At 47.0% G+C, this 23,875-nt stretch carries 22 protein-coding genes and 2 pseudogenes; 23 read left to right on the forward strand and 1 reads right to left on the reverse strand.

Features of this window, described 5'->3' with window-relative positions:
* The 5 genes from DXA20_RS09315 to DXA20_RS09335 all read left to right on the forward strand — a co-directional run bounded on the left by DXA20_RS09315 (position 1) and on the right by DXA20_RS09335 (position 4,565).
* Complete coding sequence (locus tag DXA20_RS09315; protein WP_118560302.1) at positions 1 to 657, forward strand: HD domain-containing protein; 657 nt, start codon at positions 1 to 3, stop codon at positions 655 to 657.
* Positions 658 to 824: 167 nt separating this feature from the next.
* Positions 825 to 1,772 carry a DegV family protein gene (locus DXA20_RS09320; protein ID WP_118560304.1) on the forward strand — a complete coding sequence of 316 codons (948 nt, stop codon included), beginning with the start codon at positions 825 to 827 and terminating at the stop codon, positions 1,770 to 1,772.
* Positions 1,773 to 1,988: 216 nt separating this feature from the next.
* On the forward strand, positions 1,989 to 2,861 hold the full coding sequence (gene metF, locus DXA20_RS09325) for a methylenetetrahydrofolate reductase [NAD(P)H] (RefSeq protein ID WP_118560306.1): 873 nt from the start codon (positions 1,989 to 1,991) through the stop codon (positions 2,859 to 2,861).
* A gap of 61 nt (positions 2,862 to 2,922) precedes the next feature.
* Positions 2,923 to 3,828: a cysteine synthase A gene (cysK, locus tag DXA20_RS09330; RefSeq protein WP_022305928.1), complete on the forward strand. Its 906-nt coding sequence runs from the start codon at positions 2,923 to 2,925 to the stop codon at positions 3,826 to 3,828.
* Between the two features lie 113 nt (positions 3,829 to 3,941).
* Positions 3,942 to 4,565 (forward strand): HD domain-containing protein, encoded by a 624-nt coding sequence (locus DXA20_RS09335; RefSeq protein ID WP_118560308.1) that lies wholly within the window; start codon positions 3,942 to 3,944, stop codon positions 4,563 to 4,565.
* Here the strand turns inward: DXA20_RS09335 and DXA20_RS09340 are convergent.
* Positions 4,558 to 6,257 (reverse strand): annotated as a pseudogene (locus DXA20_RS09340) (ABC-ATPase domain-containing protein). The gene DXA20_RS09335 and the pseudogene DXA20_RS09340 overlap by 8 nt on opposite strands.
* Before the next feature lie 150 nt (positions 6,258 to 6,407).
* Between DXA20_RS09340 and DXA20_RS09345 the strand changes: the two are divergent.
* From DXA20_RS09345 to DXA20_RS09430, 18 genes and pseudogenes are all read left to right on the forward strand, one after another.
* A complete protein-coding gene (locus DXA20_RS09345) occupies positions 6,408 to 7,310 on the forward strand; it encodes a YhfC family intramembrane metalloprotease (protein ID WP_022305925.1) in 903 nt (300 codons plus the stop codon).
* Between the two features lie 89 nt (positions 7,311 to 7,399).
* Positions 7,400 to 10,033, forward strand: a complete 2,634-nt coding sequence (locus tag DXA20_RS09350) for an LTA synthase family protein (RefSeq protein ID WP_022305924.1) — start codon at positions 7,400 to 7,402, stop codon at positions 10,031 to 10,033.
* Between the two features lie 19 nt (positions 10,034 to 10,052).
* On the forward strand, positions 10,053 to 10,970 hold the full coding sequence (locus DXA20_RS09355) for an SseB family protein (protein ID WP_158577186.1): 918 nt from the start codon (positions 10,053 to 10,055) through the stop codon (positions 10,968 to 10,970).
* Between the two features lie 69 nt (positions 10,971 to 11,039).
* Complete coding sequence (locus DXA20_RS09360; RefSeq protein WP_158577187.1) at positions 11,040 to 11,990, forward strand: DUF1266 domain-containing protein; 951 nt, start codon at positions 11,040 to 11,042, stop codon at positions 11,988 to 11,990.
* Positions 11,987 to 12,700, forward strand: a complete 714-nt coding sequence (locus DXA20_RS09365; protein ID WP_118560314.1) for a histidine phosphatase family protein — start codon at positions 11,987 to 11,989, stop codon at positions 12,698 to 12,700. The genes DXA20_RS09360 and DXA20_RS09365 overlap by 4 nt, the downstream gene beginning before the upstream one ends.
* Before the next feature lie 32 nt (positions 12,701 to 12,732).
* Positions 12,733 to 13,317, forward strand: a complete 585-nt coding sequence (locus DXA20_RS09370) for a Maf family protein (RefSeq protein WP_022305920.1) — start codon at positions 12,733 to 12,735, stop codon at positions 13,315 to 13,317.
* A 284-nt stretch (positions 13,318 to 13,601) separates the two neighbouring features.
* A complete protein-coding gene (argC, locus tag DXA20_RS09375) occupies positions 13,602 to 14,642 on the forward strand; it encodes an N-acetyl-gamma-glutamyl-phosphate reductase (protein ID WP_118560316.1) in 1,041 nt (346 codons plus the stop codon).
* 27 nt (positions 14,643 to 14,669) lie between these two features.
* A complete protein-coding gene (gene argB / locus DXA20_RS09380; protein ID WP_022305918.1) occupies positions 14,670 to 15,587 on the forward strand; it encodes an acetylglutamate kinase in 918 nt (305 codons plus the stop codon).
* Between the two features lie 67 nt (positions 15,588 to 15,654).
* Positions 15,655 to 16,836 carry an aspartate aminotransferase family protein gene (locus DXA20_RS09385; protein WP_118560433.1) on the forward strand — a complete coding sequence of 394 codons (1,182 nt, stop codon included), beginning with the start codon at positions 15,655 to 15,657 and terminating at the stop codon, positions 16,834 to 16,836.
* 143 nt (positions 16,837 to 16,979) lie between these two features.
* Positions 16,980 to 17,414: a DMT family transporter gene (locus tag DXA20_RS09390; protein ID WP_118560318.1), complete on the forward strand. Its 435-nt coding sequence runs from the start codon at positions 16,980 to 16,982 to the stop codon at positions 17,412 to 17,414.
* A 111-nt stretch (positions 17,415 to 17,525) separates the two neighbouring features.
* On the forward strand, positions 17,526 to 18,137 hold the full coding sequence (locus DXA20_RS09395; RefSeq protein ID WP_118560320.1) for a ComEA family DNA-binding protein: 612 nt from the start codon (positions 17,526 to 17,528) through the stop codon (positions 18,135 to 18,137).
* Positions 18,138 to 18,163: 26 nt separating this feature from the next.
* A pseudogene (locus DXA20_RS18410) lies at positions 18,164 to 18,852 on the forward strand (response regulator transcription factor).
* A gap of 57 nt (positions 18,853 to 18,909) precedes the next feature.
* Positions 18,910 to 19,239: a hypothetical protein gene (locus DXA20_RS09405; RefSeq protein WP_118560322.1), complete on the forward strand. Its 330-nt coding sequence runs from the start codon at positions 18,910 to 18,912 to the stop codon at positions 19,237 to 19,239.
* Positions 19,240 to 19,336: 97 nt separating this feature from the next.
* Positions 19,337 to 19,813 (forward strand): HAMP domain-containing protein, encoded by a 477-nt coding sequence (locus tag DXA20_RS09410; protein WP_118560324.1) that lies wholly within the window; start codon positions 19,337 to 19,339, stop codon positions 19,811 to 19,813.
* Positions 19,753 to 20,340, forward strand: coding sequence for a sensor histidine kinase (locus DXA20_RS09415; protein ID WP_118560326.1), 588 nt, complete (start codon positions 19,753 to 19,755; stop codon positions 20,338 to 20,340). The genes DXA20_RS09410 and DXA20_RS09415 overlap by 61 nt, the downstream gene beginning before the upstream one ends.
* A gap of 33 nt (positions 20,341 to 20,373) precedes the next feature.
* The gene (locus DXA20_RS09420; RefSeq protein WP_118560328.1) at positions 20,374 to 20,871 is read left to right on the forward strand and encodes a GerMN domain-containing protein; all 498 of its coding nucleotides are present in this window, start codon (positions 20,374 to 20,376) and stop codon (positions 20,869 to 20,871) included.
* Positions 20,868 to 21,353 (forward strand): GerMN domain-containing protein, encoded by a 486-nt coding sequence (locus DXA20_RS09425; RefSeq protein WP_158577188.1) that lies wholly within the window; start codon positions 20,868 to 20,870, stop codon positions 21,351 to 21,353. Before DXA20_RS09420 ends, DXA20_RS09425 begins: the two co-directional genes overlap by 4 nt.
* 26 nt (positions 21,354 to 21,379) lie before the next feature.
* A complete protein-coding gene (locus DXA20_RS09430) occupies positions 21,380 to 23,788 on the forward strand; it encodes a DNA internalization-related competence protein ComEC/Rec2 (protein WP_330420745.1) in 2,409 nt (802 codons plus the stop codon).
* The last annotated feature ends 87 nt before the right edge of the window (positions 23,789 to 23,875 follow it).

The raw sequence follows: 23,875 nt of genomic DNA on the forward strand, positions 1-23,875 counted from the left end.
ATGAAATATAAAGAAATCAAAAAAGACAGAGAATTAAGAGAATATATCGCCCGCGGCAATGAAAAGTTAGGTGTCATGGGTTATACCGATCATTCCGAAAAGCATTGTATTCTGGTCGCTGAACGGGCAGGAATGATCCTGAAGAAATTTGAATATCCGGAGCATACGATCGAGCTGGCAAAGATCGCCGGCTTTATGCACGATATCGGCAATTGCGTCAACCGGAGCCACCATGCGGAATATGGAGCACTGCTTGCCAATGAGTGGATGAAGAAAACGGATATTTCCCTGGAAGACCGCATTCAGATCATGTCCGCGATCGCAAGCCACGATGAATCAACCGGCAGTGCTTTCGATGCATTATCCGCAGCACTGATTCTCGCCGATAAAACTGACGTCCGCAGAAACCGCGTCCGCGACAAGGAGCGTGCCACCTACGATATGCACGACCGTGTTAATTTTGCCGTGACAGAGTCTCATTTCAAGATCAGTCTTCCCAAGAAACAGATTTCCCTGAACCTGCAGATTGATGAAAACATCTGTACCATGTACGAATATTTTGACATTTTCCTCGGACGGATGCAGATGTGTCGGAAAGCTGCTGATATTCTCGGTGCGCGCTTCCGCCTGACCGCCAACGGGAGCAAGATTTTATAAGCATATCCAATTCTTAATATTTCTGGAATTTTCCATGATTAATTTGTAAATACTATTGACAGGGGTTTTGTATATGTTAGAATGTAGTTATTGATACTATGTGGAACAGAACATGTAAACTGTGTCGTAAAGAAACAAAAACCTTTTGGAAAGAGTGAGGAATGATTATGCAATTCCAGATTATCAGCGACGGATCCTGTGATCTGACAATGGAGTTAAGAGAGAAATATAATATTCAGGTGGTCCCGTTTTATGTATCCTTCGACGGCGAGAACTATCAGAAGGAGATTGATGAGATCGGTATCCGCGATGTCTATGAGCGCATGGTGACAGAGCCGGATGTATATCCGAAAACGTCTCTGCCGTCCGTTCAGAATTTTGTCGATGCGTTTCTGCCACATGTCAAAGAAGGCAGAGCCGTTATCTGCATGACGATCACCAGTACCTTAAGCGGTGCCTACAATGCCGCAGCCAATGCAAAGGAGATCGTGCTTGAGGATTACCCGGAGGCGAAAATTACCGTGATCAATTCTCTGGAAGCAACGGTTACACAGGGAATTTATGCAATCGAGGCAGCAAAGATGCGGGATGCAGGTTACTCCTATGAGAAGACCGTAGCCGTACTGACCGGAGAGATGATGGACCGCGGGCGCATTTTCTTTACCGTGGGAGACTTAACATATCTGCAGCACGGCGGCAGGATCGGCAAGCTTGCCGGTATGGCCGGTTCCATGCTGCGTTTAAAGCCGATGATCACATTAAAGGACGGATCGATTGATTCCTCCGGTGTGGCACGCAGCCGTAAGAAGTCCATGGCAAAGATTCTCGAATTATTAAAGCAGTATTTTGAGGAGAACAACGATGATCCGAAGAATTATATTTATTCCTTGGGCTTTGGCTATGATGAGGAAGAGGGAAAGCAGTTTAAGAAGCTCCTCGATGAAGAGCTTCAGTCGTTTGGCGTTACTGAGCCGTCACATCTTGTCCAGATCGGTGCAACAATCTGTGTTCATACCGGTCCATATGCAATCGGCGTCGGTGTCATGAAAAAGTACGACGCATGTGCTGAGGCAGCTCTTTCCGAGGAGGAAAGCTTGAAACAATACACTGCATAGTTTGATTTGTTAATGTTGATATCCCAGGTCTGAGATATATCGCCGGCCTGGGATTGTTTTATGGTATAGGAAAATGCTCGTAACGTAAAATCTCATTTTGGTTTGAGATTTTTTCCGGTTTATGGTATTCTTAGGAGTGCCTTATCCGTGTCCTTCGCACACACCGGACACAGACATATGTATATACAGAAAATGTGTGCAGAAATGAGGAATAAAATGAAGATTACAGAGGTATTAAAATCTGATAAAGTAACATTATCCATGGAGGTATTTCCGCCGAAAACAACGACAGCAGCCGAGAAGGTTAATGAAGCAGTGCGCGATATCGCTGCACTTAAGCCGCATTTTATGAGCGTTACATATGGTGCAGCCGGTGGCGGTACCAGCAAGTATACGATCCAGATTGCCAAGGATATCAAGGATGCCTACGGTGTTAATTCTCTGGCGCATCTGACCTGTCTTTCTTCGACAAAAGAGACGGTCGAAAAGCAGATCACGCTGATGAAGGAAGCAGGCATTGAAAATATTCTGGCTCTGCGTGGTGACATTCCAAAGGAGACGGAGTTTCCATTACCGGGACAGTTTCATTACGCTGCTGAGTTGGTTCGTGAGATCAAACGTATCGCACCGGAAATGTGCATCGGCGGCGCATGTTATCCGGAGGGGCATCCGGAAGCAAACTCCAAGGCAAAGGATATTCTCCATATTAAGGAAAAGGTAGATGCCGGTTGTGAATTTCTGACGACACAGATGTTTTTTGACAACTCCATTTTTTATAATTATCTATATCGTCTTCGCGAAGCGGGGGTCATGGTACCGATCATTGCAGGTATCATGCCGATCACCAAGAAGAATCAGGTTGCACGAAGCATCCAGCTTTCCGGCAGCTGTGTGCCGGCACGTTTTAAATCGATCGTAGACTGGTTCGGGGATGAACCGGCGAAGATGAAACAGGCCGGTATCGCTTACGCAACGGACCAGATCATTGATCTGATCGCCAATGGCGTAAAGCATATTCATGTTTATACAATGAATGATCCGGAGGTCGCAGCCGGCATTCAGCGTAATCTGTCCGAGATCATTGGTTGATTTTCAGCATACAATGCATATTTATAAATAAAATGGACATTGCCCGGAAAAGAGGAATAGTATGATTTATAACATTATTGACTGCATCGGTAACACACCGATGATCAGCTTAAAGGAGTCCACCGGCTGTAATATTTATGCCAAGGCAGAATTTTTAAATCCCGGCGGCAGCATCAAGGACCGTGTTGCCAAAAACATGGTCGAGCAGGCAGAAAAGGACGGTTTTTTAAAGCCGGGAATGACGATCGTGGAACCAACCTCCGGCAACACCGGGATTGGTCTTTCCTTAGTCGGTGTGCGGAAGGGCTATGAAGTCATCATTGTCATGCCGGAGAATATGAGTGAGGAGCGCAAAAAGATCATACAGAGTCTCGGCGCTAAGCTTGTGCTCACCCCGGCAAAGGAGAGCATTGGCGGGTCTGTTGCCAGAGCACAGGAGCTTTTACAGGAGCTTGGTGATAGAGGCTTTATGCCACAGCAGTTTGAAAATCCGGCAAACCCGGACATTCATTATCAGACGACGGCACCTGAGATCTATGAAGAGTTAAACGGCAAGGTCGACATTTTTGTGGCAGGACTCGGAAGTGCCGGAACGCTTCAAGGCATCGGTCGTTACCTGAAGGATCATAATCCGGAGGTTAAGGTCATTGCGGTAGAGCCCAAAAACGTTTCCGCCTTGCACGGTGACAAACCGGGCATCCATCAGATCCAGGGCATCGGCGACGGATTTATTCCGGCTGTTCTTGATACCTCGCTGATCGATGATGTGGTGGAGGTATCCGATGAGGATGCGATTGCACGGACGAGACAGCTTGCCCGTGTACAGGGACTTTTATGCGGCACATCTTCCGGAGCCAATATCTGGGCATGTGAGAGAATGGCTGAAAAATACGGCAAAGACAAGGTGATTGCTACGGTACTTGCCGACCGCATGGAACGTTATTTTAGCACAGGACTTCTTGGATAAGAAAATGAAAAGCTGGCAGATAGCATTATGTATCTGTCAGCTTTCTTACAAACATGAAAAAAGCAATTCTATTTGTGACAAAAGATAGATAATCACAGAAACGGAGGAACATTATGGATAACGAACGATTAGAGCAGCAGATGGCATTTTGTCTGGAGATTGACAAGGAAAAATTTATCGGCAGACAGACGTATCTGACCGGAGCCGTCCGCAGGGAAAACGACGCAGAACATGCGTGGCATATGGCAATCATGACAATTCTTTTGAGTGAATACGCTAACGAAGAGATCGATGTTCTTCGCACTGTCACGATGCTTCTGATCCACGATCTTGTTGAGATCGACGCAGGAGATACCTACGCTTACGATGAGGAGGGCAAGAAAACGCAAAAGGCGCGCGAGCTTGCCGCAGCCGACCGGATCTTTCAGATACTTCCACCGGATCAGGGAAAGAAATTCCGCGAGATCTGGGAAGAATTTGAAGCCCAGAACACGCCGGAATCCCGCTTTGCAAGAACCATGGACAATCTGCAGCCGATGATGTTAAATAATGCGACAGACGGCAAAAGCTGGGCTGACCGCGGGATCCGGCTAAGCCAGATCCTTGGGCGCAACCGCAATACCGATAAGGGTTCAAAGGCACTCTGGGAATACGCCAAAGAAAACTTTCTGCAGCCGAATCTTGACAAGGGACGCATCGTGGAGGATGTTCCATTAAACGGACAGAATACTAATTAAAATATAATTTCCGGTATCGGTTCAGACATGCTGCGATTTCCTGACGACGCGGCATGGCAAGACCGGAACGGACATATTCTTTATCATACAAAGCACTTAAGCCTTTGGAGGCAGTCAGCACTTCGATATCATCCAGAAGCTGCGGAACCGTTCTTGATCCGTTCATACGGTTCAATTCCAGATATTTCAGGGCATAAGCAAGTGCATTTGTCTGCTCCGGATCGACCAGCTGTTCCAGATAGCGCAGTTCGATTGCGTCCTTTGCAAGCAGCATTTCATTGGTCCCCATCGTTTTCATTTTGAGACGGGGATCTTTTTTTAATGCCTGATTTGCCTTCGGTGCACGCATATTGTCTGAGACAGGGAAGTGCTCCTGCTGTTTAAGTGCCGGGTAAGAGGCAGCCGCTTCTCTGGCACGCTCTGTAATATCATACGGAATATATTCCTTCATCTGAATGATCGTATCTGCAATTTGGAAAAATGAGCCGGAACTTCCGGCAACGATAATGGAAGAGACGCCAAGATCGTCATACATACTGCGGACACGCTCAATAAACGGCGTGATCGGCTCCTCCTCGCGGCAGATCACCTTCTGCATCAGCTCATCGCGGATCATAAAATTCGTGGCAGAGGTATCCTCATCAATTAAAAGCAGCTTAGAGCCGCTTTCCACAGCCTCCTTCAGATTTGCCGCCTGCGAAGTGCTTCCACTGGCATCCTCCGTGGAGAAATGAACTGTGTCCTTTTTATTTGGCAGATGATTGATAAACGGAGAGATGTCCGTATGGGAAATACTTCGTCCGTCCTCCGCACGAAGCTTCCATGCACTCGGATCCGTGATCACATATTCTCTGCCGTCTCCGGCGATATGGTTATAAACACCCATCTCCAGTGCCTGCAAAATCGTCGATTTGCCATGATAGCCACCGCCGACAAAAAGCGTAATGCCCTTCTTGATCCCCATACCGGTGATCGGACCGTGATATGGGAGAGTAACGGTTACCTTACAGGCTGCCGGACTTTGAAACGGCACAGCACCCTTCATCGGGCGGTCAGAGATTCCGCTTTCTCTCGGAAGCACCGAGCCGTCTGCAAGAAATGCTGCCAGTCCCTGTTCACTCAAATGCTCCCTGATAAACTGCTGGTCACGGGCAAGTTCGATCGCCGCTTCAATGCATTTTTGTTAAGTCTGTCATAAAACAATGCGATTTGCGCTGCCTCCGGCACAAACTGAAACAACATTTTAACAAGCTCCCCTGCATTGACACTTCGCCCGTTCGCCGGAAAGCCTGCCTCAAACCGAACAGTCACCGAGCCGTCTGCCGACACCTCACAGGCAGTGCGCTCAAGCACCTGCTGTCCGCAGTACGATACCGATAAAAGACCGCTTTTACCGGAGCCCTTTGCCTTAAAGCTAAACGGTGCCAGTGCCTTTCCAAAGCATCTTGTCAGATGATCCTGCAGCGTAATCCTGGAAATATCATCCTGATAATAATCCTTCGGAAAACCTGCCTTATGTCCATCAACATGCACCGACAAATGAGATGGAGACGCAAACGGATCTCCCTGCACATGATCGATGGACAATACATGATCTTTAAACTGATATCTGCCGCGAAGTCCCTTATAACCGGGATATCCACGATGATCGATCGCCAAAATATCTTTCTTAAGTTCTGCACTGCTTTTCATAATCTGTCACTCCATTTCTTAAATATTACTGAAAAAATCATAAACGATCCCAATATGATTTGCAATAAAAAGCCCCTTGTGTTACTCTAAATAAATGATTAAAGCATATCATACTTAATCATATCAATTTGTATTAAGGAGAACAATAGAATGATTGAACAAAACATATTAAATGCCATGCTTCAGACAGGAGTTTTAGCAATTACGATCCCTGTCGTACTTATTGTTGCATGGAAGATGTATACCAAGCGCAGTCTCGTTCCGTTCTGGGTTGGTATTATGGTATTTATCGCATTTTCCAGAATGCTGGAAATGATCCCGCATTCCCTTTTTCTTTTATCAAGTAACCCGGTATCAAAAGCGATCAACGGCAATGTTGTTTTATATGTGATCTATGCGGCAACCGTTGCCGCACTTTTTGAGGAGACCGGACGTTATCTTGCATTCCGCTTTGTACTGACAAAGCATCCGAATAAGGAGACGGCTGTCACATATGGTATCGGCCATGGCGGTATTGAGTGCGTTCTTGTGCTTGGTGTTACTTATATTCAGTATTATGCGTACGGACAGCTTATTAACAGTGGTTCCATGGACAAGATGCTTTCTGCCTACAAGGACAGCTCACAGTCTGTGGATGCGTTAAACCAGCTGATCACCAATATCAAGGGGGTAACAAAGATGACCTGCTATATGGCAGATCTCGAGCGTATCTCTGCGATGATGGTGCAGATCGCATTATCGATCCTTGTTTTCCAGGCAGTCTATGTTGCCGGCAAGAAATACATGTACTGGGTTGCCGTGGCACTTCATTTTCTGACGGATGTACCGGCTGCATTGTATCAGAAGGGTGTTCTTAAGCTGTTACCGACAGAGATCATTCTGTTTGTCTATGCAGCGCTTGTCCTTGCACTCGGCGTGAAGATATATCAGGGCTTAAAGACCGGCGGCACGCCTGCAGATGTTCAGAAAAAGAAAAACCAAAAGGCATTCAGTGAAATTGCCAATGGAAATTATAAATCTGCAGGAGCACAGGATCACAAGGATGATCATTGACAATAATAACAAGAAAACAGTATCATAAAAGATGGACTATATTTTCATAATTGAGAAATTATAAATACGGAAGAAGGATAATTTTAACTATGTTTCGGAAATATTTTAAATTGACACGAAAACGAATGGCTTTTTTTGCCATATTAATGATCGCAATCTTTACATTGCAGTATTTTTTAGTGGGATCGCTTGTATCCCTGCAGCAGGTAACCACAGAGGCAGGCAACAGTAACAGTGCCGTGATCGGTATTCTGCCGGACACAGAGGTGATCCGCCAAAAGTTCTGTTTCGACCGCAGAGTCGTTTTAAATTCATTCTCCATCAGCTTTGGTTCCTTCAAAAAGAACAAGGTCGGAGATACGCTTCACATTCAGGTGATGGACGGCAACAATGACGTTGTATTCAGCGAGGATGTTGACGTGAAGGATATCACGCCGAACGCAGAATTTGTTGTTAATATGGATCATGCCGTTGTCATTCCAAAAGGAGTTACATGCTGTATCCGTATGACCTGCAGCAGCGAGAATACACCATATGCACTGATTCCAACCGTCAATACGACCAACCGGACAGATCCGAATACCTATATGTCGACGTTGAAGATGCAGACGCATGCCAAGTCCATGAATATCTCATATTCCTACAGCTACCGTCAGCTTTTCCCGATGGTGGTCTTTGTACTTGAGATCCTTGTGCTGTTTGTGATTGTCTTCGAGCGTATGACAGAGTATTCCACACGATACTACAAGATGCGTCAGAAGGAGCTTAAACACAGCAAAAAGCATAAGCGTACCACGAGAAAGTCACCGCGTAATTTTGTCAAATGGGTTCTGAGTGAGCCGAAGGTTTTACTGACAGCGCGAATACTGATCATTATTTTTAATCCGTTATTCCTGGCATCCATGCTGGAAATGATGAACGGCACGTTCTTAACGATTCTGCCGAATGTATGGCTGTTTACATGGCTGCTTTTAGGCGCGGTTGAATTGTTGTTTACAGCATTGATCGGTAACGTCGGCATTGCCATGCTGGTGATGGATCTTTTGCTGTTCCCGATCGGACTTGCCAATCTGTTCATTATGAATGTCCGCGGAACACCGTTTCTTCCGGCAGATATCCTTGGTGTAGCGACAGCGACAGAGGTAGCTTCCACCTACACCTTCTCGCTTACACCGGCACAGTTTGTAGTGCTTCCTGCATTTGCAATATGGTGTATCTTAATCTTCCGGACACGCAGGAAGGGAATAAAACGCCCGATTCCAAAGAAACTGATCCGCTTTTCCGCTACGGTTGTACCGGGCATCGCGATCATTGCTGTATTATACAATACAAACATTTTACCGGCATGCGGTATTCAGGATAATGTATGGAACAAGATTTCTTCCTGCAAGGCCAATGGATTTTATATGAATTATTTCATCAATTTGCATTATCTGCGCGTATCGACACCATCCGGTTACTCCGAGGACAAGGTTTCCGATATTCTGAAGGAAGCCGACTCTACCCGGACAACCACAGGATCAGATACCACAGCCACCACATCGGTACCTCTGACTGACGGCAAAGGAACCACACAGAAGATGGCCACCAACGCCTCCTTCACAAAAAACACTTCGCTGAACGGTAAAAAGCCAAACATTATCCTGATCATGAATGAGAGTCTGGCAGATTTTTCTCTGGTGGGAGATGTGCGCTATAACAGAGATCCTCTGTCTTATATCCACAGCCTCACAAAGAACACGATTAAGGGAAGAGATTATGTATCCGTCTTTGGTGCCGGCACCAGTAATTCCGAATTTGAAGCCATGACCGGCAACACCATGGCATTCTTCCCGAGTGGCTGTAACGTTTATCAGCAGTTTATGCATAACTCCACCTTCTCACTGCCATCTTATCTGAAGGAGCAGGGCTACAGCTGCAAAGCAGTCCACCCGAGCAGTGGTGCAAACTGGAACCGTATTGCCACCTATAAGAGTATGAAGTTTGATGATTTTATCACGATCGATGACTTTAAGAAGCCGGAGTATGTCCGTTATATCAGCGATAAGGAAAGCTACAAGAAAGTCATTGAGCTTTACGAGAACAAGGGTGATAAGCCGCTTTATCTGTTCGATATGACGATTCAGAATCACGGCGGTTATCTGACGAATACGAACTGGAAAACACCTGTATATGTGGAGGGCTCTTATTATACCGAGGCAAAAGAATACCTCTCTGCAACACATGTTTCCGATCAGGCATTCCAGTATCTGCTCAATTATTTTTCCAAGCAGACCGAGCCAACGATCATCTGTATGTTCGGCGATCATTTTCCGTCAATCGAGACCGCCTTTTATGAAGAGCTGCTTGGCAAACCTCAGAGCGAATGGAACCTGGAGGATATCCAGAAGCGTTATGCCGTTCCGTTTATTATCTGGGCAAATTACGATATTGAAGAAGAGCAGAATGCTGTAATCAGTAATAACTATCTCGAAAATATGCTGTTAAAACAGGCAGGCATCGATCTGCCGCACTATAACCAGTATCTTGAGAAGCTTTCTGCCGATATTCCGGCCATGAACGTCAATGGTTATATGGATACCGAGGGCAAATGGCATAATTACGACAGTGATGAAACCGATACGGTCAAGAAGCTTCTGGAAGATTACGAGATATTACAGTATGGCTATTACAGCGATATGAATAAAGATAAAATGAGTGAATTGTTTCAAATGAAGCATTAGATTAGAAAGGACAAAAGGCGTGGACAATCAGAACAGCAGAAAGATCGAGCAGCTCGCCGATCGCTTACGAAACGACAATAACAAAGATAATTTAAATCTTCTGGTTAAGGAGCTGGAGCAGGGTACACTCTACGTGCCTGCAGCCATTCCTCCGGGAACAGATCCGGCTCTGATCCGTCAGCTTATTTCCGGCTCCGGTATGGAGCAGGGGATCCCTGAGGGATTTTCTCCGCGTCCTGCCGTATTACAGAATGCGGAGGGCAGACGTTATCTTCCTGTATTTACAACACAGAAGCAGGCAGAGAAGGGAGACCAGCAGTTTCCTCTGCTTTTAACGATGCCATTTACAAGCTGTCTTGATCTGGTTGCCGCAGACGGCGGCATTTCCGGCGTGATCTTAAACGCTTTCGACCAGAATATTCCTCTGAATACAAAGGTCAACCGCAAGGCAAACGGTAACGGCGGTCAGTCTGCACCGCTCACAGAGACACAGCTTCATGCCATGGCTCGTCAGCGTGTGGAAGCAGAACTTCTTCCGAAGGCTCTTTTTGCCGGTAAGACGGATATGGTCGAACGTCTCCGTAAGGACTGTGCCACAGAGCTTTTAAAGTTGTATGAGCAGGCATATCCCAAGGAAATCGATTGTCCGTATACAGAGGATGATTTTGATCTTCTTTCGATCAATGCAAGAGAGAATCTTTCTGTGATCCGTATCACGATGCCTTCCTCCCACATGTACGCCGGAATCTGTCCGGTCATCTTGCTGCGTTTTAATCCTCAGACAGAGGATCTGCAATATTTTGCTGTTGTAAAAGGAGACGAACCGGGTGAGATGCATCTGTTTGAGGCATTGCCGGATGGCACCAACCGCGACTGTGGTGAGGCACCGGAAGAGGGCAGTGAGCTTCAGTTTATGATCGATTACAGCGCAGAATAATACATAGTTGAAACGCATTTCGATTCGATATATAATAGGTGCAGATTATGGAAAGGCATGGTTAATACAATGAATAATAAGATTGCGGGACATCGTTTTCTGGCTTTTGGACTTGCTGTGAGTCTGACCGTAACCGGAATAACCGGATGTACTTCAAAGCAGGCGGACACTGCCGGCTCAGAGGAAGCTGCACAGAGCACAGCAAAGGAACAGGTATTAAAGGGACACAATGAAAATGAAGCTTCAAACCTCGGTGCCTGGGGACGAGCCATGGGCGCGGTCCTGATCTCAATCAATGATGGCAGTCCTTATTATTTCGGCGGCTATGATACCACGGATGCCAATGCAAAAGCAGCCAAAAGTATCTTACGTTCCAGCTGGAATATTTCCAACCGCAAACAGTTATTAAAGCAGATAGACGCACTTTACAATACCGGAAGCCGCACAGATTATAAAAGAGAAGCACATGATCTGAACAAAATGTCCAAAGCCCAGCGCAAAAAGGCATTAAAGCAGGTCAGCGGTGATCTTAAGACACATTACGATAACCTTCAGTATATCTGGGATACCTGGGGCAACAAGGGACTTCTTGCCTGGGATCTGTGCCGCATTTCACATCTGGCACAGTGGGGCTATATCGCTGATTATATCAATCTCGATGAGGCGCAGGCTGTGTTGGAACCGGCTGCACTGCGGCTGCAGAAGAAGTTTGACAACTGGGATGACGTTGTGATAAACTGGCTCGACGGTTACGCATATGCAAGCTCTGTTCCGATCCGTTCCGTAGAGGAGACGGACTACACCAGCCGTAAGAATGTCTATGAGAAGCTTGTGGCAGATCAGAAGGAATCCGATCCTCTGTTCGATGACAATTTATTTCACACAGAGATCATTCCACTCGGAACCATTACCTACGATTCCCTGATGGATGAAATAAAACCTAAAAAGACAGCCCGCACAAAGGCTGTCATCAAGAAAAAGAAACAACAAGGGAAGGATAGTGAGGAAGTAACACAATGAATATTTATCTGATACGTCATGGCAGACAAAGCAGTTCTGACTGTAACGTAAATGTAGATCTTGCACCGGAGGGAGAACGACAGGCTGCCCTGCTTGGACAGCGCATGAAGCTTTATCCCGTTGATATTGTTTACTGCAGCGACCTGATCCGTGCCGAACAGACCGCAAAGATCGCCTTTAGCGGACAGGAAAAGCTTCTTGACAATCTGCAGATTCGTCCGGGGCTGGCAGAGGTTGATTTCGGTGAGCTTACCGGTCAGCCGGATGCAGTTGTGAAGCGTTTTTATGCGGATTATTATCAGGAGCAGCTCGACCGTTTTGCCGAAGGACGCGTCCAAAAGAGCAATGCGCTGGATGAGGTGAATGAATTTATCGGAGATTTCTTTGTACCGACCGAGGAGATCTGGTATCCGCAGGGTGAAACAGGCGAGAGCGTTCTTGCAAGAGTTATGCCGATCATCCGGGAATGGATCGAATCCGAATATCAGAACATTGCTGTTGTGACACACGGCGGTGTGATCCGCATTCTTCTGACCGCTCTGTTTGGTGGTGATTTTGCAAAGAGACTGATGTTTGGAACCTCTCTCGAAAACTGCAGTATCACACAGCTTCACTATGACGAAGATCAAAACGGATTTTATCTGGATCGTTTTAATGATTATGCGCATCTGGAGCAGGATCCGTCCCTGTTACGAAATCATTTTAAATAATCGGCATCGACCGGAAAGGATATGAGGTACATATGGCAAGAATTATTTTGGCATCTGCTTCCCCGAGACGGAAGGATATATTAGAACAGGTCGGCATTTCCTGTGAGGTGATCCCAAGCAGCATCGATGAGGATCTGATTACGGCAGACAGCCCGTCAGCTCTTGTCGAAGCACTTTCCAAGGCTAAGGCAGAGGATGTTGCCGCACACTTTGAAAACGATTTTGTTGTGATCGGTGCGGATACCGTTGTGGTAAAAGACAGCAAGGTATTAGGAAAGCCCTCTAATGAGGCAGAAGCTCATAAGATGCTCCAGATGCTTCAGGGCAACCGTCATGAGGTTTTTACCGGGGTGACTCTGATCTCGGTCTCAGGCGGCAAGGGACTGATCGATACATTTCATGTCAGAACGATCGTTGATATGATCCCGATGACTCCGGAGCTGATCACATCCTATATCCAGACCGGTGAGCCGATGGATAAGGCAGGCGGCTACGGCATTCAGGGACGCGGAGCCGCATATATCCGTGATATTGCCGGCGATTTCTTCAACGTTGTCGGACTTCCGATCTCCACCGTATTATCCCGTCTGGAGCATATGGGCGTCAATCTTTACTAAATGACGACTTTATTTCGTGAGGCAGTGATCTGTTGCAGACAGAGCTTATCTGTCTTAATATCATTTCATGAACGACAGGCAGTGATGCAGTTTGCACTCTGCCTTTTTCTGTGTTCTGCTATATTTTCCCGCTGTATATTTCGGGAGGCATTTTCGGAACGTCGTCTTTACGCCTGTGATTTTTGTTGCATAATCGTGGATGGAGGCGTATAATAAACAACGTTATGGTTTTATAATGAGAGATTTATATATCAATAAGAAGACATGATATAGGAGGTTTGACTATGATCAAAGTAGGAATTATCGGTTCAACAGGATATGCAGGACAGGAGATCGTGCGTATTTTACTTCGCCATCCGGAGGCTAAAATTGTCTGGTATGGCTCACGCTCCTATATCGATAAGCGATACAGTGAAGTATTTGGAAATATGTTCCGGCTCGTAGAGGACGTCTGTAAGGGAGAGAATATGCAGGAGCTTGCCGACCAGGTTGATGTTATCTTCACGGCAACCCCGCAGGGACTTTGCGGCTCCCTTGTCAACGAAGAAATATTATCCAAGGTTAAGATTGTCGATCTAAGTGCGGATTTCCGTATCAAGGATGTTGACAAATACGAGAAGTGGTACGGAATCCACCATGAGAGTCCGGACTTTATCAAAGAAGCTGTTTACGGACTGTGTGAGATCAACCGTGAGGATATCAAAAAGGCGCGTCTGATCGCCAATCCGGGCTGTTTTCCAACCTGCTCCGTTCTGTCTGTCTATCCCCTTGCCAAAGAGGGACTGATCGACATGAATACAGTTATCATCGATGCGAAATCCGGCACCTCCGGCGCCGGTCGTGGAGCCAAGGTTGCCAATCTGTACTGTGAGGTCAACGAAAGTATCAAGGCGTACGGTGTTGCTACACACCGCCACACACCGGAGATTGAGGATCAGTTAAGCTATGCCTCCGGTCAGGACGTTGTTATCAACTTTACCCCACATCTTGTTCCGATGAACCGAGGTATTCTTGTAACCGCATATGCTTCCCTGACAAAGGATGTTACATACGATGAGGTCAGAAGCATTTACGATAAATATTATAAAGATGAGTATTTTGTCCGTGTTCTTGATAAGGATGTGTGTCCGGAGACACGCTGGGTTGAGGGAAGCAACTTCGTTGATGTCAGCTTCAAGATTGATCCGAGAACCAACCGAATCATTATGATGGGCGCCATTGATAATCTGGTAAAGGGCGCCGCAGGACAGGCAGTACAGAATATGAATCTTTTATTCGGACTTCCGGAAAACACCGGTCTTACCATGCCTCCGGTATTCCCGTAAAGCAGACGCAAGATAAGGAGAGAGAAAATGAGTGTAGAAGAGAAAAGTGCATATATGAATGAAATCTTAGGAAAAGCAGAGACTCTGATCGAGGCTCTTCCGTATATCCGTGACTTTAATAATAAGATCGTCGTTGTCAAATACGGCGGAAGCGCGATGCTGGACAAAAAGCTCGAGGAGAGCGTGATTCAGGACGTTGCCTTGTTAAAGCTTGTCGGTATGCAGCCGATCATCGTTCACGGCGGCGGTAAGGAGATCAGCAAATGGATTGGTAAGGTCGGCAAGGAAACGGAATTTGTCGATGGTTTCCGTAAAACAGACAAGGAAACCATGGAGATCGCTGAGATGGTATTAAACCGTCTGAACAAGTATCTGGTTCAGATGATCGAACGTCTTGGTGTAAAGGCAGTCGGTATCTCCGGCAAGGACGGTGGTCTTCTTCAGGTAGACCAGAAAAAACCAAACGGAAAGGACATCGGATATGTCGGTGACGTCAAGAAGGTCGATACACTCGTGATCGATACACTGCTTGCCAACGATTTTATCCCGATCATCGCACCGATCGGTCTTGGCGAGGATGGTGAGACCTACAATATCAACGCTGACGATGCGGCATGTGCCATTGCCGGAGCACTTGGCGCTGAGAAACTTGCATTCCTCACAGATGTTGAAGGTGTCTGCAAGGATCCAAAGGATCCATCCACACTGATCTCAGTTATGAGCCTTGACGATGCACGCAATCTGATTGCAGACGGTACGATCAGCGGTGGTATGCTTCCAAAGGTAACCAACTGTGTCAATGCAGTCAACGCCGGTGTCGGCAGAGTCCATATTCTGGACGGACGTATTGAACACTGCCTGCTTCTTGAGTTCTTTACCAAGAAGGGTATAGGAACCGCAATCATTGATACTGAGGGCGGATTATATGACAACGAACGTGCATAGCAATACATCAGCACCAGTATAATATAGATATGCCATCCACTCGGCATGGCAGGAACGGAGGATGATTATGGATATTCGGAAAGCTGACCAGCATTTTATACATACCTACAACAGAAGCACTACCTTCGTCAGGGGTGAAGAAATGTATCTGATCAATGACGAAGGAAAGAAATATCTGGACATGGGTGCCGGCATTGCCGTATCTGCACTCGGCTACAGTAACGAGGAGTACAAGCAGGGACTGAAGGATCAGGTCGATAAGCTGATCCACATCTCCAATCTCTACTTTAATGAACCTGCCGTAAAGGCGGCCAATTATCTCTGTGAGGCATCCGGAATGGATCGTGTCTTCTTCACCAACAGTGGAGCAGAAGCGATCGAGGGTGCGTTAAAGCTTGCCAGAAAATACGCACGCACCAAGAATCCGGACAACGGCGGCGAGATCATTGCGATGGAGCATTCCTTCCACGGTCGTACTATGGGAGCTCTTTCCGTCACAGGAACAAAGCATTACAGAGAACCGTTTGAACCGTTGATCGGCGGCGTTTCTTTCGCAGAATACAACAATCTGGACAGCGTGAAGGCTTTGATCACATCGGACACCTGTGCCATTATTATGGAATCCTTACAGGGAGAGGGAGGTATCCATCCGGCTTCTGAGGATTTTATGAAGGGCGTTCGTGCACTCTGCGATGAGAAAGGCATTCTTCTGATCCTCGACGAGATCCAGTGCGGTATGGGAAGAACCGGAAAGATGTTTGCATTCCAGCATTACGGTATCCTGCCGGATATCATAACCAGTGCAAAGGCACTCGGCTGCGGTGTACCGGTCGGCGCATTCGCAGCAAAGGAAGAGATCGCACAGGCACTTGTTCCGGGCGACCACGGCACCACCTACGGCGGCAATCCCCTTGCAACCGCAGCAGTCTGCAAGGTATTCGAGATTTACAAGAAGGATCATATTGTAGAACATGTCAATGAGCTTGCCCCATATCTGATCGATAAGCTAAATGCTCTTGCCGCAAAGCATTCCTGCATTAAGGATGTCCGCGGAATTGGCTTCATGCAGGGAATTGAGCTTGACGTACCGGCAGGAGAGATTGTAGGTGCAGCTTTATCAAAGGGACTGATCCTGATCTCAGCCGGAACCAATATTATCCGTATCGTTCCTCCTCTTGTTGCCGGGAAGGAGCATATCAACGAAATGTGTCGTATTTTAGATGAAATTTTTACGGAGAAAGGTATCTAAAACACTACCAGAAAAGCATATATCAATAGTGAGCCGAATGGCTCACTATTTTTTGTACAGCAATATAGTAGGTCTGTCCGCCTTATTGCTGTATAAAAGTAATGGATACGGGAAAACTAACCAAAACGAAGGGAGGTTTTTCCATGTGGGGAATGATCATTTCACTGATATCCGGAATACTGATGAGTGTGCAGGGTGTCTTTAATACCGAGGTTACCAAGCAGACAAGTGTCTGGATCTCTGCCGCCTTTGTGCAGCTCACCGCACTGATCGTCTGCATTGCCGCCTGGCTTGTCACCGGAAGAGAGGGACAGATTGCCGGACTTATGCGTGTACATCCGCGTTATATGCTGCTTGGCGGCGTGATCGGTGCATTTATCACCTACACCGTGATCATCGGCATGAATCAGCTCGGACCGGCAAGAGCTGTTATGCTGATTGTCGCCGCACAGCTGATTGCCGCCTATCTGATCGAGCTGTTTGGTATGTTCGGGGTTGAAAAGGCAGGTTTTGACTGGCTGAAGCTTTTAGGAACCGCACTGTTTCTCGCCGGTATTATAATTTTTAAGAAAAATTAAGAAATTTTTAGGGTGGAGCTATTGTTTTTTTGGCAGGATTCGTTAGAATATAAATAGATTCGCATTTTATCATGACATATATCTGCTGCGATTTCATTCGTAGGAGGTATTATGAAACGACATACAATTATTACAATCATCATTTGTGCCTGTATTCTGGCGGCATCCGGTTTTCTTTATCTGAGGACCGGCACAGACGCCTCCGGAAAGGCACAGGAATGGGCATCCGGCAGGGTAAGTGAGTCACCGCCTTCTGCCTCAGAGACATCCGCTTCTGAGAAGAAGGAGACTGGCATTGGGGAGTGTACAGTCTATATCTGCGGTGCCGTGAAGCACCCGGGAGTTTATCGTTTACACGGGGATGCCCGTGTTTGTGATGCCGTAGATGCTGCCGGAGGTCTGAGCCGTAAGGCCGATGCTTTCGCAGTTAATCAGGCGCGTCTTCTGACAGACGGGGAACAGATCACAATTCCCCGCAAAGGAAAGAAATCTTCCACAAAGGGACGCACCGGCACCGATGACAAAGTATCCGGTCTTGTCAATATTAATCAGGCGGATCTTGCGGAATTGATGACGCTTGCCGGGATCGGCGAGGCGAAAGCACAGCTGATCATCGATTACCGTACCGAGAATGGAAGCTTTTCTTCCATCGAGGACATTATGAAGATATCCGGGATCAAAGAGGGGATTTATAACCGGATCAAAGATCAGATCACAATATAATAAATGAAAGGTTTAGGGGAAGCGTTATGGCGAGAAAGGTTCTGGTTGTTGACGATGAGAAGCTTATTGTAAAGGGAATCCGTTTCAGTCTGGAACAGGACGGAATGGAAGTGGATTGTGCCTATGATGGACAGGAGGCACTGGATTTGATCCACAAGAATGAATATGATGTCGTTCTGTTAGATGTCATGCTGCCGGTACTGACTGGTTTTGAGGTATGTCAGCAGGTACGGGAGTTTTCTGATGTGCCGATCATTATGCTGACCGCCAAGGGCGATGATATGGATAAAATCCTTGGTCTTGAATATGGCGCAGACGATTACATCACAAAACCCTTTAACATTCTCGAGGTCAAAGCCCGCATCAAGCGATCATCCGCCGGAGTAGTGCAGGGCATTCCCATGACGAGAACCCGAAGCTGCTTACATATGATGTTTTAAAGGTAGACTGTGACAGCCGCAGAGCCTATATTGATGAGAAGGAAGTAAATCTTACCGCAAAGGAGTTTGATCTTCTTGAGCTGCTCATGGTTCATCCGAATAAGGTATACAGCCGGGAGGAGCTTCTCAATACAGTCTGGGGTTATGATTATCCGGGCGATGTCAGAACTGTTGACGTGCATATCCGCCGTCTGCGTGAAAAAATCGAAAGCAAACCAAGCGACCCGAAGTATATACATACGAAATGGGGCGTCGGCTATTATTTTCAGAAGTAGCCTGGGCGACGTTCGCAAGAATAAACTATAGCCTTAAGTGGCAGGGAAGGGTGCGCTTTGAAACAATTTCTGGGCAGAGTTCTGTATTTTCTGCGTAGTATGCGGGTACAGGTACTGATTGTATTTTTGATGATGGGACTGGTTCCCTTATATCTTTTTTCTATTATTATAACAAATGCATATGAATCCAGACTGGTGTCCCAGCGTGTCGATGAACTGCAGTCTTACGGAACCATGATCTCCAATCTGGTCGTTTCCTCCGGTTACCTGTCGATCACGACAGCGAGGAGGTCAGGGAGGAGGTTGCACAGATTGCAGAGATCTATCAGGGACGCATTATTCTGGTCGATCAGAATCTTCGGATCATTCACGACACATATGTCTTGAGGACGGCAAAACCGTTATTTCGACCGAGGTTGTCAAATGCTTCGGCGGCTCCGACGGCAAGTACATAAACGAACTCGGAGAGTATGTCCAGCTTACAATGCCGATCGTCAACTCCGGCAAGCAGTCGACCGATGGCGTTGTGATCATGAGCTTTTCCATGAAGAGCCTTCACATGATGGCAGATACCGTCAAGCGTAAGGTCTACATCGTGTTGTTGATCTTAACGATCCTTATCGTTCTCGGTGCCGTTCTTTATTCCACCCTTCTGGCACGTCCGCTCAAGCAGATCACGTCATCAATCAACGAGATCTCTCAGGGCGATATGAACGTCAAGCTGCATATGCATGGTTTCTCGGAGATCAGCAGTATTTCCGACTCCTTTAACCAGATGATTGATGTTATCCAGAATCAGGACACGGCGAGACAGGAGTTTGTATCAAACGTTTCCCATGAGTTAAAAACCCCGATCGCATCTATGAAGGTACTTGCTGATTCCCTGCTTTCCCAGGAAGCATGCCGGAGGAAATTTACCGTGAGTTTCTGGGAGACATCACCAACGAGATCGAGCGTATGACCAAGATTATCAACGACCTTCTTTCCATGGTCAAGATGGACAAGAATACCTCGCAGATGGAGGTCGTCAACACCAGCATCAACGATCTGTTAGAGCAGCTTTTAAAACGTCTTCGTCCGATTGCTGCCAAGCGCAATATCGAATTGATCTACGAAAGCTATCGACCTGTAATGGCAGATATCGATGAGACGAAAATGTCCATCGCCCTCAATAACCTGATTGAAAACGCCATCAAGTACAACTACGACGATGGCTGGGTGCGTGTAACATTAAATGCCGATCACAAATTTTTCTATGTGACGGTTCAGGATTCCGGAGTCGGTATTCCTGAGGATGTTCAGGATAATGTCTTTGAACGTTTCTACCGTGTTGACAAGGCACGCTCCAGAGACACCGGAGGTACCGGTCTTGGTCTTTCCCTGACCAGAAGTGCCGTACTTTTGCACCGTGGTTCGATCAAACTTTACAGCAAAGAGAAGGAAGGAACTACGTTTACTGTTCGTATTCCTCTGACCTATGTTCCATAATAATCAATAACCACCCACAAAGGAGTAGAAGATATGTCATGCAACATGTGTATGCCGGCAAAATATAAATCCATACTTCGACTCGGCACGACTGCCGCAGTCCTTCTTTTAGTACTCCTTTTCTGTGGAGGTTGTTCTTTCCACAAGGAAGAAGAATATACCGGCTACTATGTGTTCTGTCCGGATGCCAACGAGACAAAGGTGGGATATGAAAAGTACACACCGACATCGCGCAAGCGGGATGATCTCGTCAGCGAATTTCTGAAACGGCTGCAGTCTGAGCCTAAAGATATCGGTCTGCGAAAGGCTCTGCCGGACGATGTCAAAGTGGACGAGTTTATGTTCGAAGATTCCGGTCAGCTCACGTTGTATCTAAGCTCCGGTTATGGCAAGCTAAAGGGTGTTTCCGAGATACTGCGGCGTGCCGCCATCGTTAAGACCCTATGTCAGATCCGTGGTGTAAGCAGCGTTCAGTTCTATGTATCCGGTCAGCCACTCACCGACTCCATCTTGAAGCCGTGGGTTATATGACCGCAGACAGCTTCATTGATAACACCGGTGGCGAGACCACCTACAAACAAAAAGCAACACTGAATATGTATTTTGGCAACAAGGCGGGCGACCATCTTGTCAAGGTTCCTGTAGATATCACCTATGATGCCACGATTCCGTTAGAGCAGCTTGCTGTGGAGCAGCTCATCCGAGGACCATATTCCATTGACGTCGTTGATTCGGATCAGATCAAGGCAACAATTCCTGAGAAGACACAGCTCAATAAGATTTCCGTCAAGGAAAACACCTGCTATGTCGACTTTTCCGAGGAATTTCTGAATAAACGTACGAATATTTCAGCCGAAGCCACGATCTACTCGGTGGTGGACACCCTTGTTGGGTTATCCAACATCAACAAGGTGCAGTTCAGCATCAACGGTGAACAGGTACTCTTATACAACGATACGATTGATTTCGGTTCCGCCTTTGAACGTAATCTGGACATTGTGATCCAGAACTAGGAGGGGAGATTATCAAACGACCATTTATCTGGATTTTATCCGGAACGATATTATTATTTCTTTTATACCGGACCATTGCTTCCGAGAGGGATGATGCCCGGTATTATTGTTTTCAGGGCATATTTGAAGAACAAGCCCGAGCACACGTCACCGGATGTATCGACCAGATCTGTCCGGAGCAGGGCAGACAGGACCGGACATCCTGTTATCTGAAGGACTGCCGGATCCGGCTGGACGGTCAGAATACAATCTATTACCAGTCAAAACTCTATGTCGTGTTAAACGATAAAACGGTACTTCATCCGGGCAATACCGCTTCACTGACCGGTTCACTGCAGGAGATTATGACAGCGACAAATCCCGGCATGTTTGACCGCCGTGAATATTACAAAGAAAAGGGTGTTTACTATGAGCTTCGTGCCACAACGCTGCAGATCACCTCTTCCCGGACTAATCCGGTCAAAGACCTTTTGTACCGGCTCAGAAACCGGATGGGAGAGGTTTACACGACTTCGCTGCCCGCCAAGGAAAGCGGCATTGTTTCAGCAATGATCCTCGGCGACAAGTCGTTACTTGATATTGACATCCGACAGCTCTATCAGGAGAGCGGGATCGGTCATCTGCTCGCGATCAGCGGTCTTCATGTCTCGATTCTGTGCATGGCACTGATCCGTTTTTTCAAACATACCGGCATTTCCGAACGCATCTTTATTCCTGCCGGTATCGGACTGGTTCTTGCATACGGACAGATGACCGACTTCAGCATTTCCACAAGCCGTGCCGTGATCATGATGATCCTGCTTCTTGCGGCAGATCTGTTCGAGCGGACTTACGATGGCAAAAATTCTCTGGCGATTGCCGCCGTGATCATTTTGCTCCAAAAGCCCTTTGCTCTGTTTTCCTGCAGTTTTCTTTTATCCTTCGGAGCCATGGCAGGGATCTATTTCATTGTCCCGTTTTTGGTACAGATCTGGTCCGGCGATTCCTGGCAAAAGCACCGCAAAAGACGTCAAAGACATTTTTCCGACCGCGAGCTTTGCGCCAACCATCCCCGGATCGGTGCAGGAATACTTTTTATCAGACAGAGAGCGTCGACCGCCGCCGGGATGCTTCTGATCAGCAGCGCCATCCAGCTTACGACACTACCGGTGATTCTTTACTTTTTTTCAGAGGTTCCCCTGTATGGAATCCTCATCAATCTGCTTGTGATTCCACTTGCCGCCTTACTGGTAATTCTTTCCTTTCTCGGAGGTCTTACCGGATGCATCTGTCCGATATTTGGGACATTTCTTTTATCGACAGTTTACTGGCTGCTCTCACTATACGAAAAGCTCTGCCAGCTTTTTAAGAGACTGCCCGGTCACGTCCTGATTCTCGGTCGTCCTGCCGTCTGGCAGATTATTTTGTATTATATTCTGTTATGCGGTCTTTTGCTGTGGATGCGGCGGCGGTCAAAGCAGATTGATGAGCTCGAGTATCAGCACAGCGCTGCCCTTGCGACCTCCGTGCGAAGATACCGCCGCCTCGCCGGACAGGTTATTCCATTCGTTCTTATTCTTGTCCTGCTGCCGGTTCCGTCAGGCTCTCTTGAGATTGTGGTTCTTGACGTCGGGCAGGGAGACGGGATCTATCTTCATACGCCATCCGGGCAGAACATTCTTGTGGACGGCGGAAGTACCAGCGAAAACCAGGTAGGGAAGTACCGGATCCTTCCGTTTCTCAAGACCCGCGGAATCCGCTATATCAATTATATGATCGCCACACATGCGGACGAGGATCATATCAACGGTCTTGCCGAGCTTATGCAGATGAGCGGGGACAGCTACCGGATCGGCACACTTCTTCTGCCGGATGTAGCAGACAAAGCACAGGAGGGATATCAGCTTCTGATACAGACGGCGCAGACCAAAAATATTACTGTTGCTTATCTTTCCTCCGGTGCAAATCTTACATACGGAGCACTTTCCCTGCTCTGCCTGAATCCCCCCTCCGGCTCCGGCTTTTCCTCCGCCAATGACGAATCCATTGTTCTGAGTCTTCGCTATAATGACTTTTCCTGTCTTTTGACCGGAGACCTGGCCGGAGAAGGAGAAGAGGAGGTACGCCGTATCCTTGCGTCTGCCTCCCTCCGAAAAGCCTACAACATCCCGGAGCATTATACGTTACTAAAGATTGCGCATCACGGCTCCAAAAACTCCTCCGATGAAGAACTGTTGTCCCTGATCCGTCCGGAATACGCCCTGATCTCCTGTGGCAGACATAACCGGTACGGACATCCCCACAAGGAGCTTTTGCAGCGTCTGAAAAATTGCCATGCCGGGATTTTTCGTACCGATCAGTCGGGTGCACTGACTGTCACTGTCAAGCGCCGGGTGACAATTCGCGGATATCTCGATAAAACGCCATCAAAGCTTGCGCGTATATTGTTTCCTTAAAAAATAAATGACAAACAATTTTCTTTGTGCTACAATAATAATATCTTTGATTAAGTGAAGATATAAATACAAACAGAGGAGGCTTAT

The organism is Roseburia sp. AM59-24XD, assembly GCF_003478445.1.
In the GTDB taxonomy this organism is placed as follows: domain Bacteria; phylum Bacillota; class Clostridia; order Lachnospirales; family Lachnospiraceae; genus Jutongia.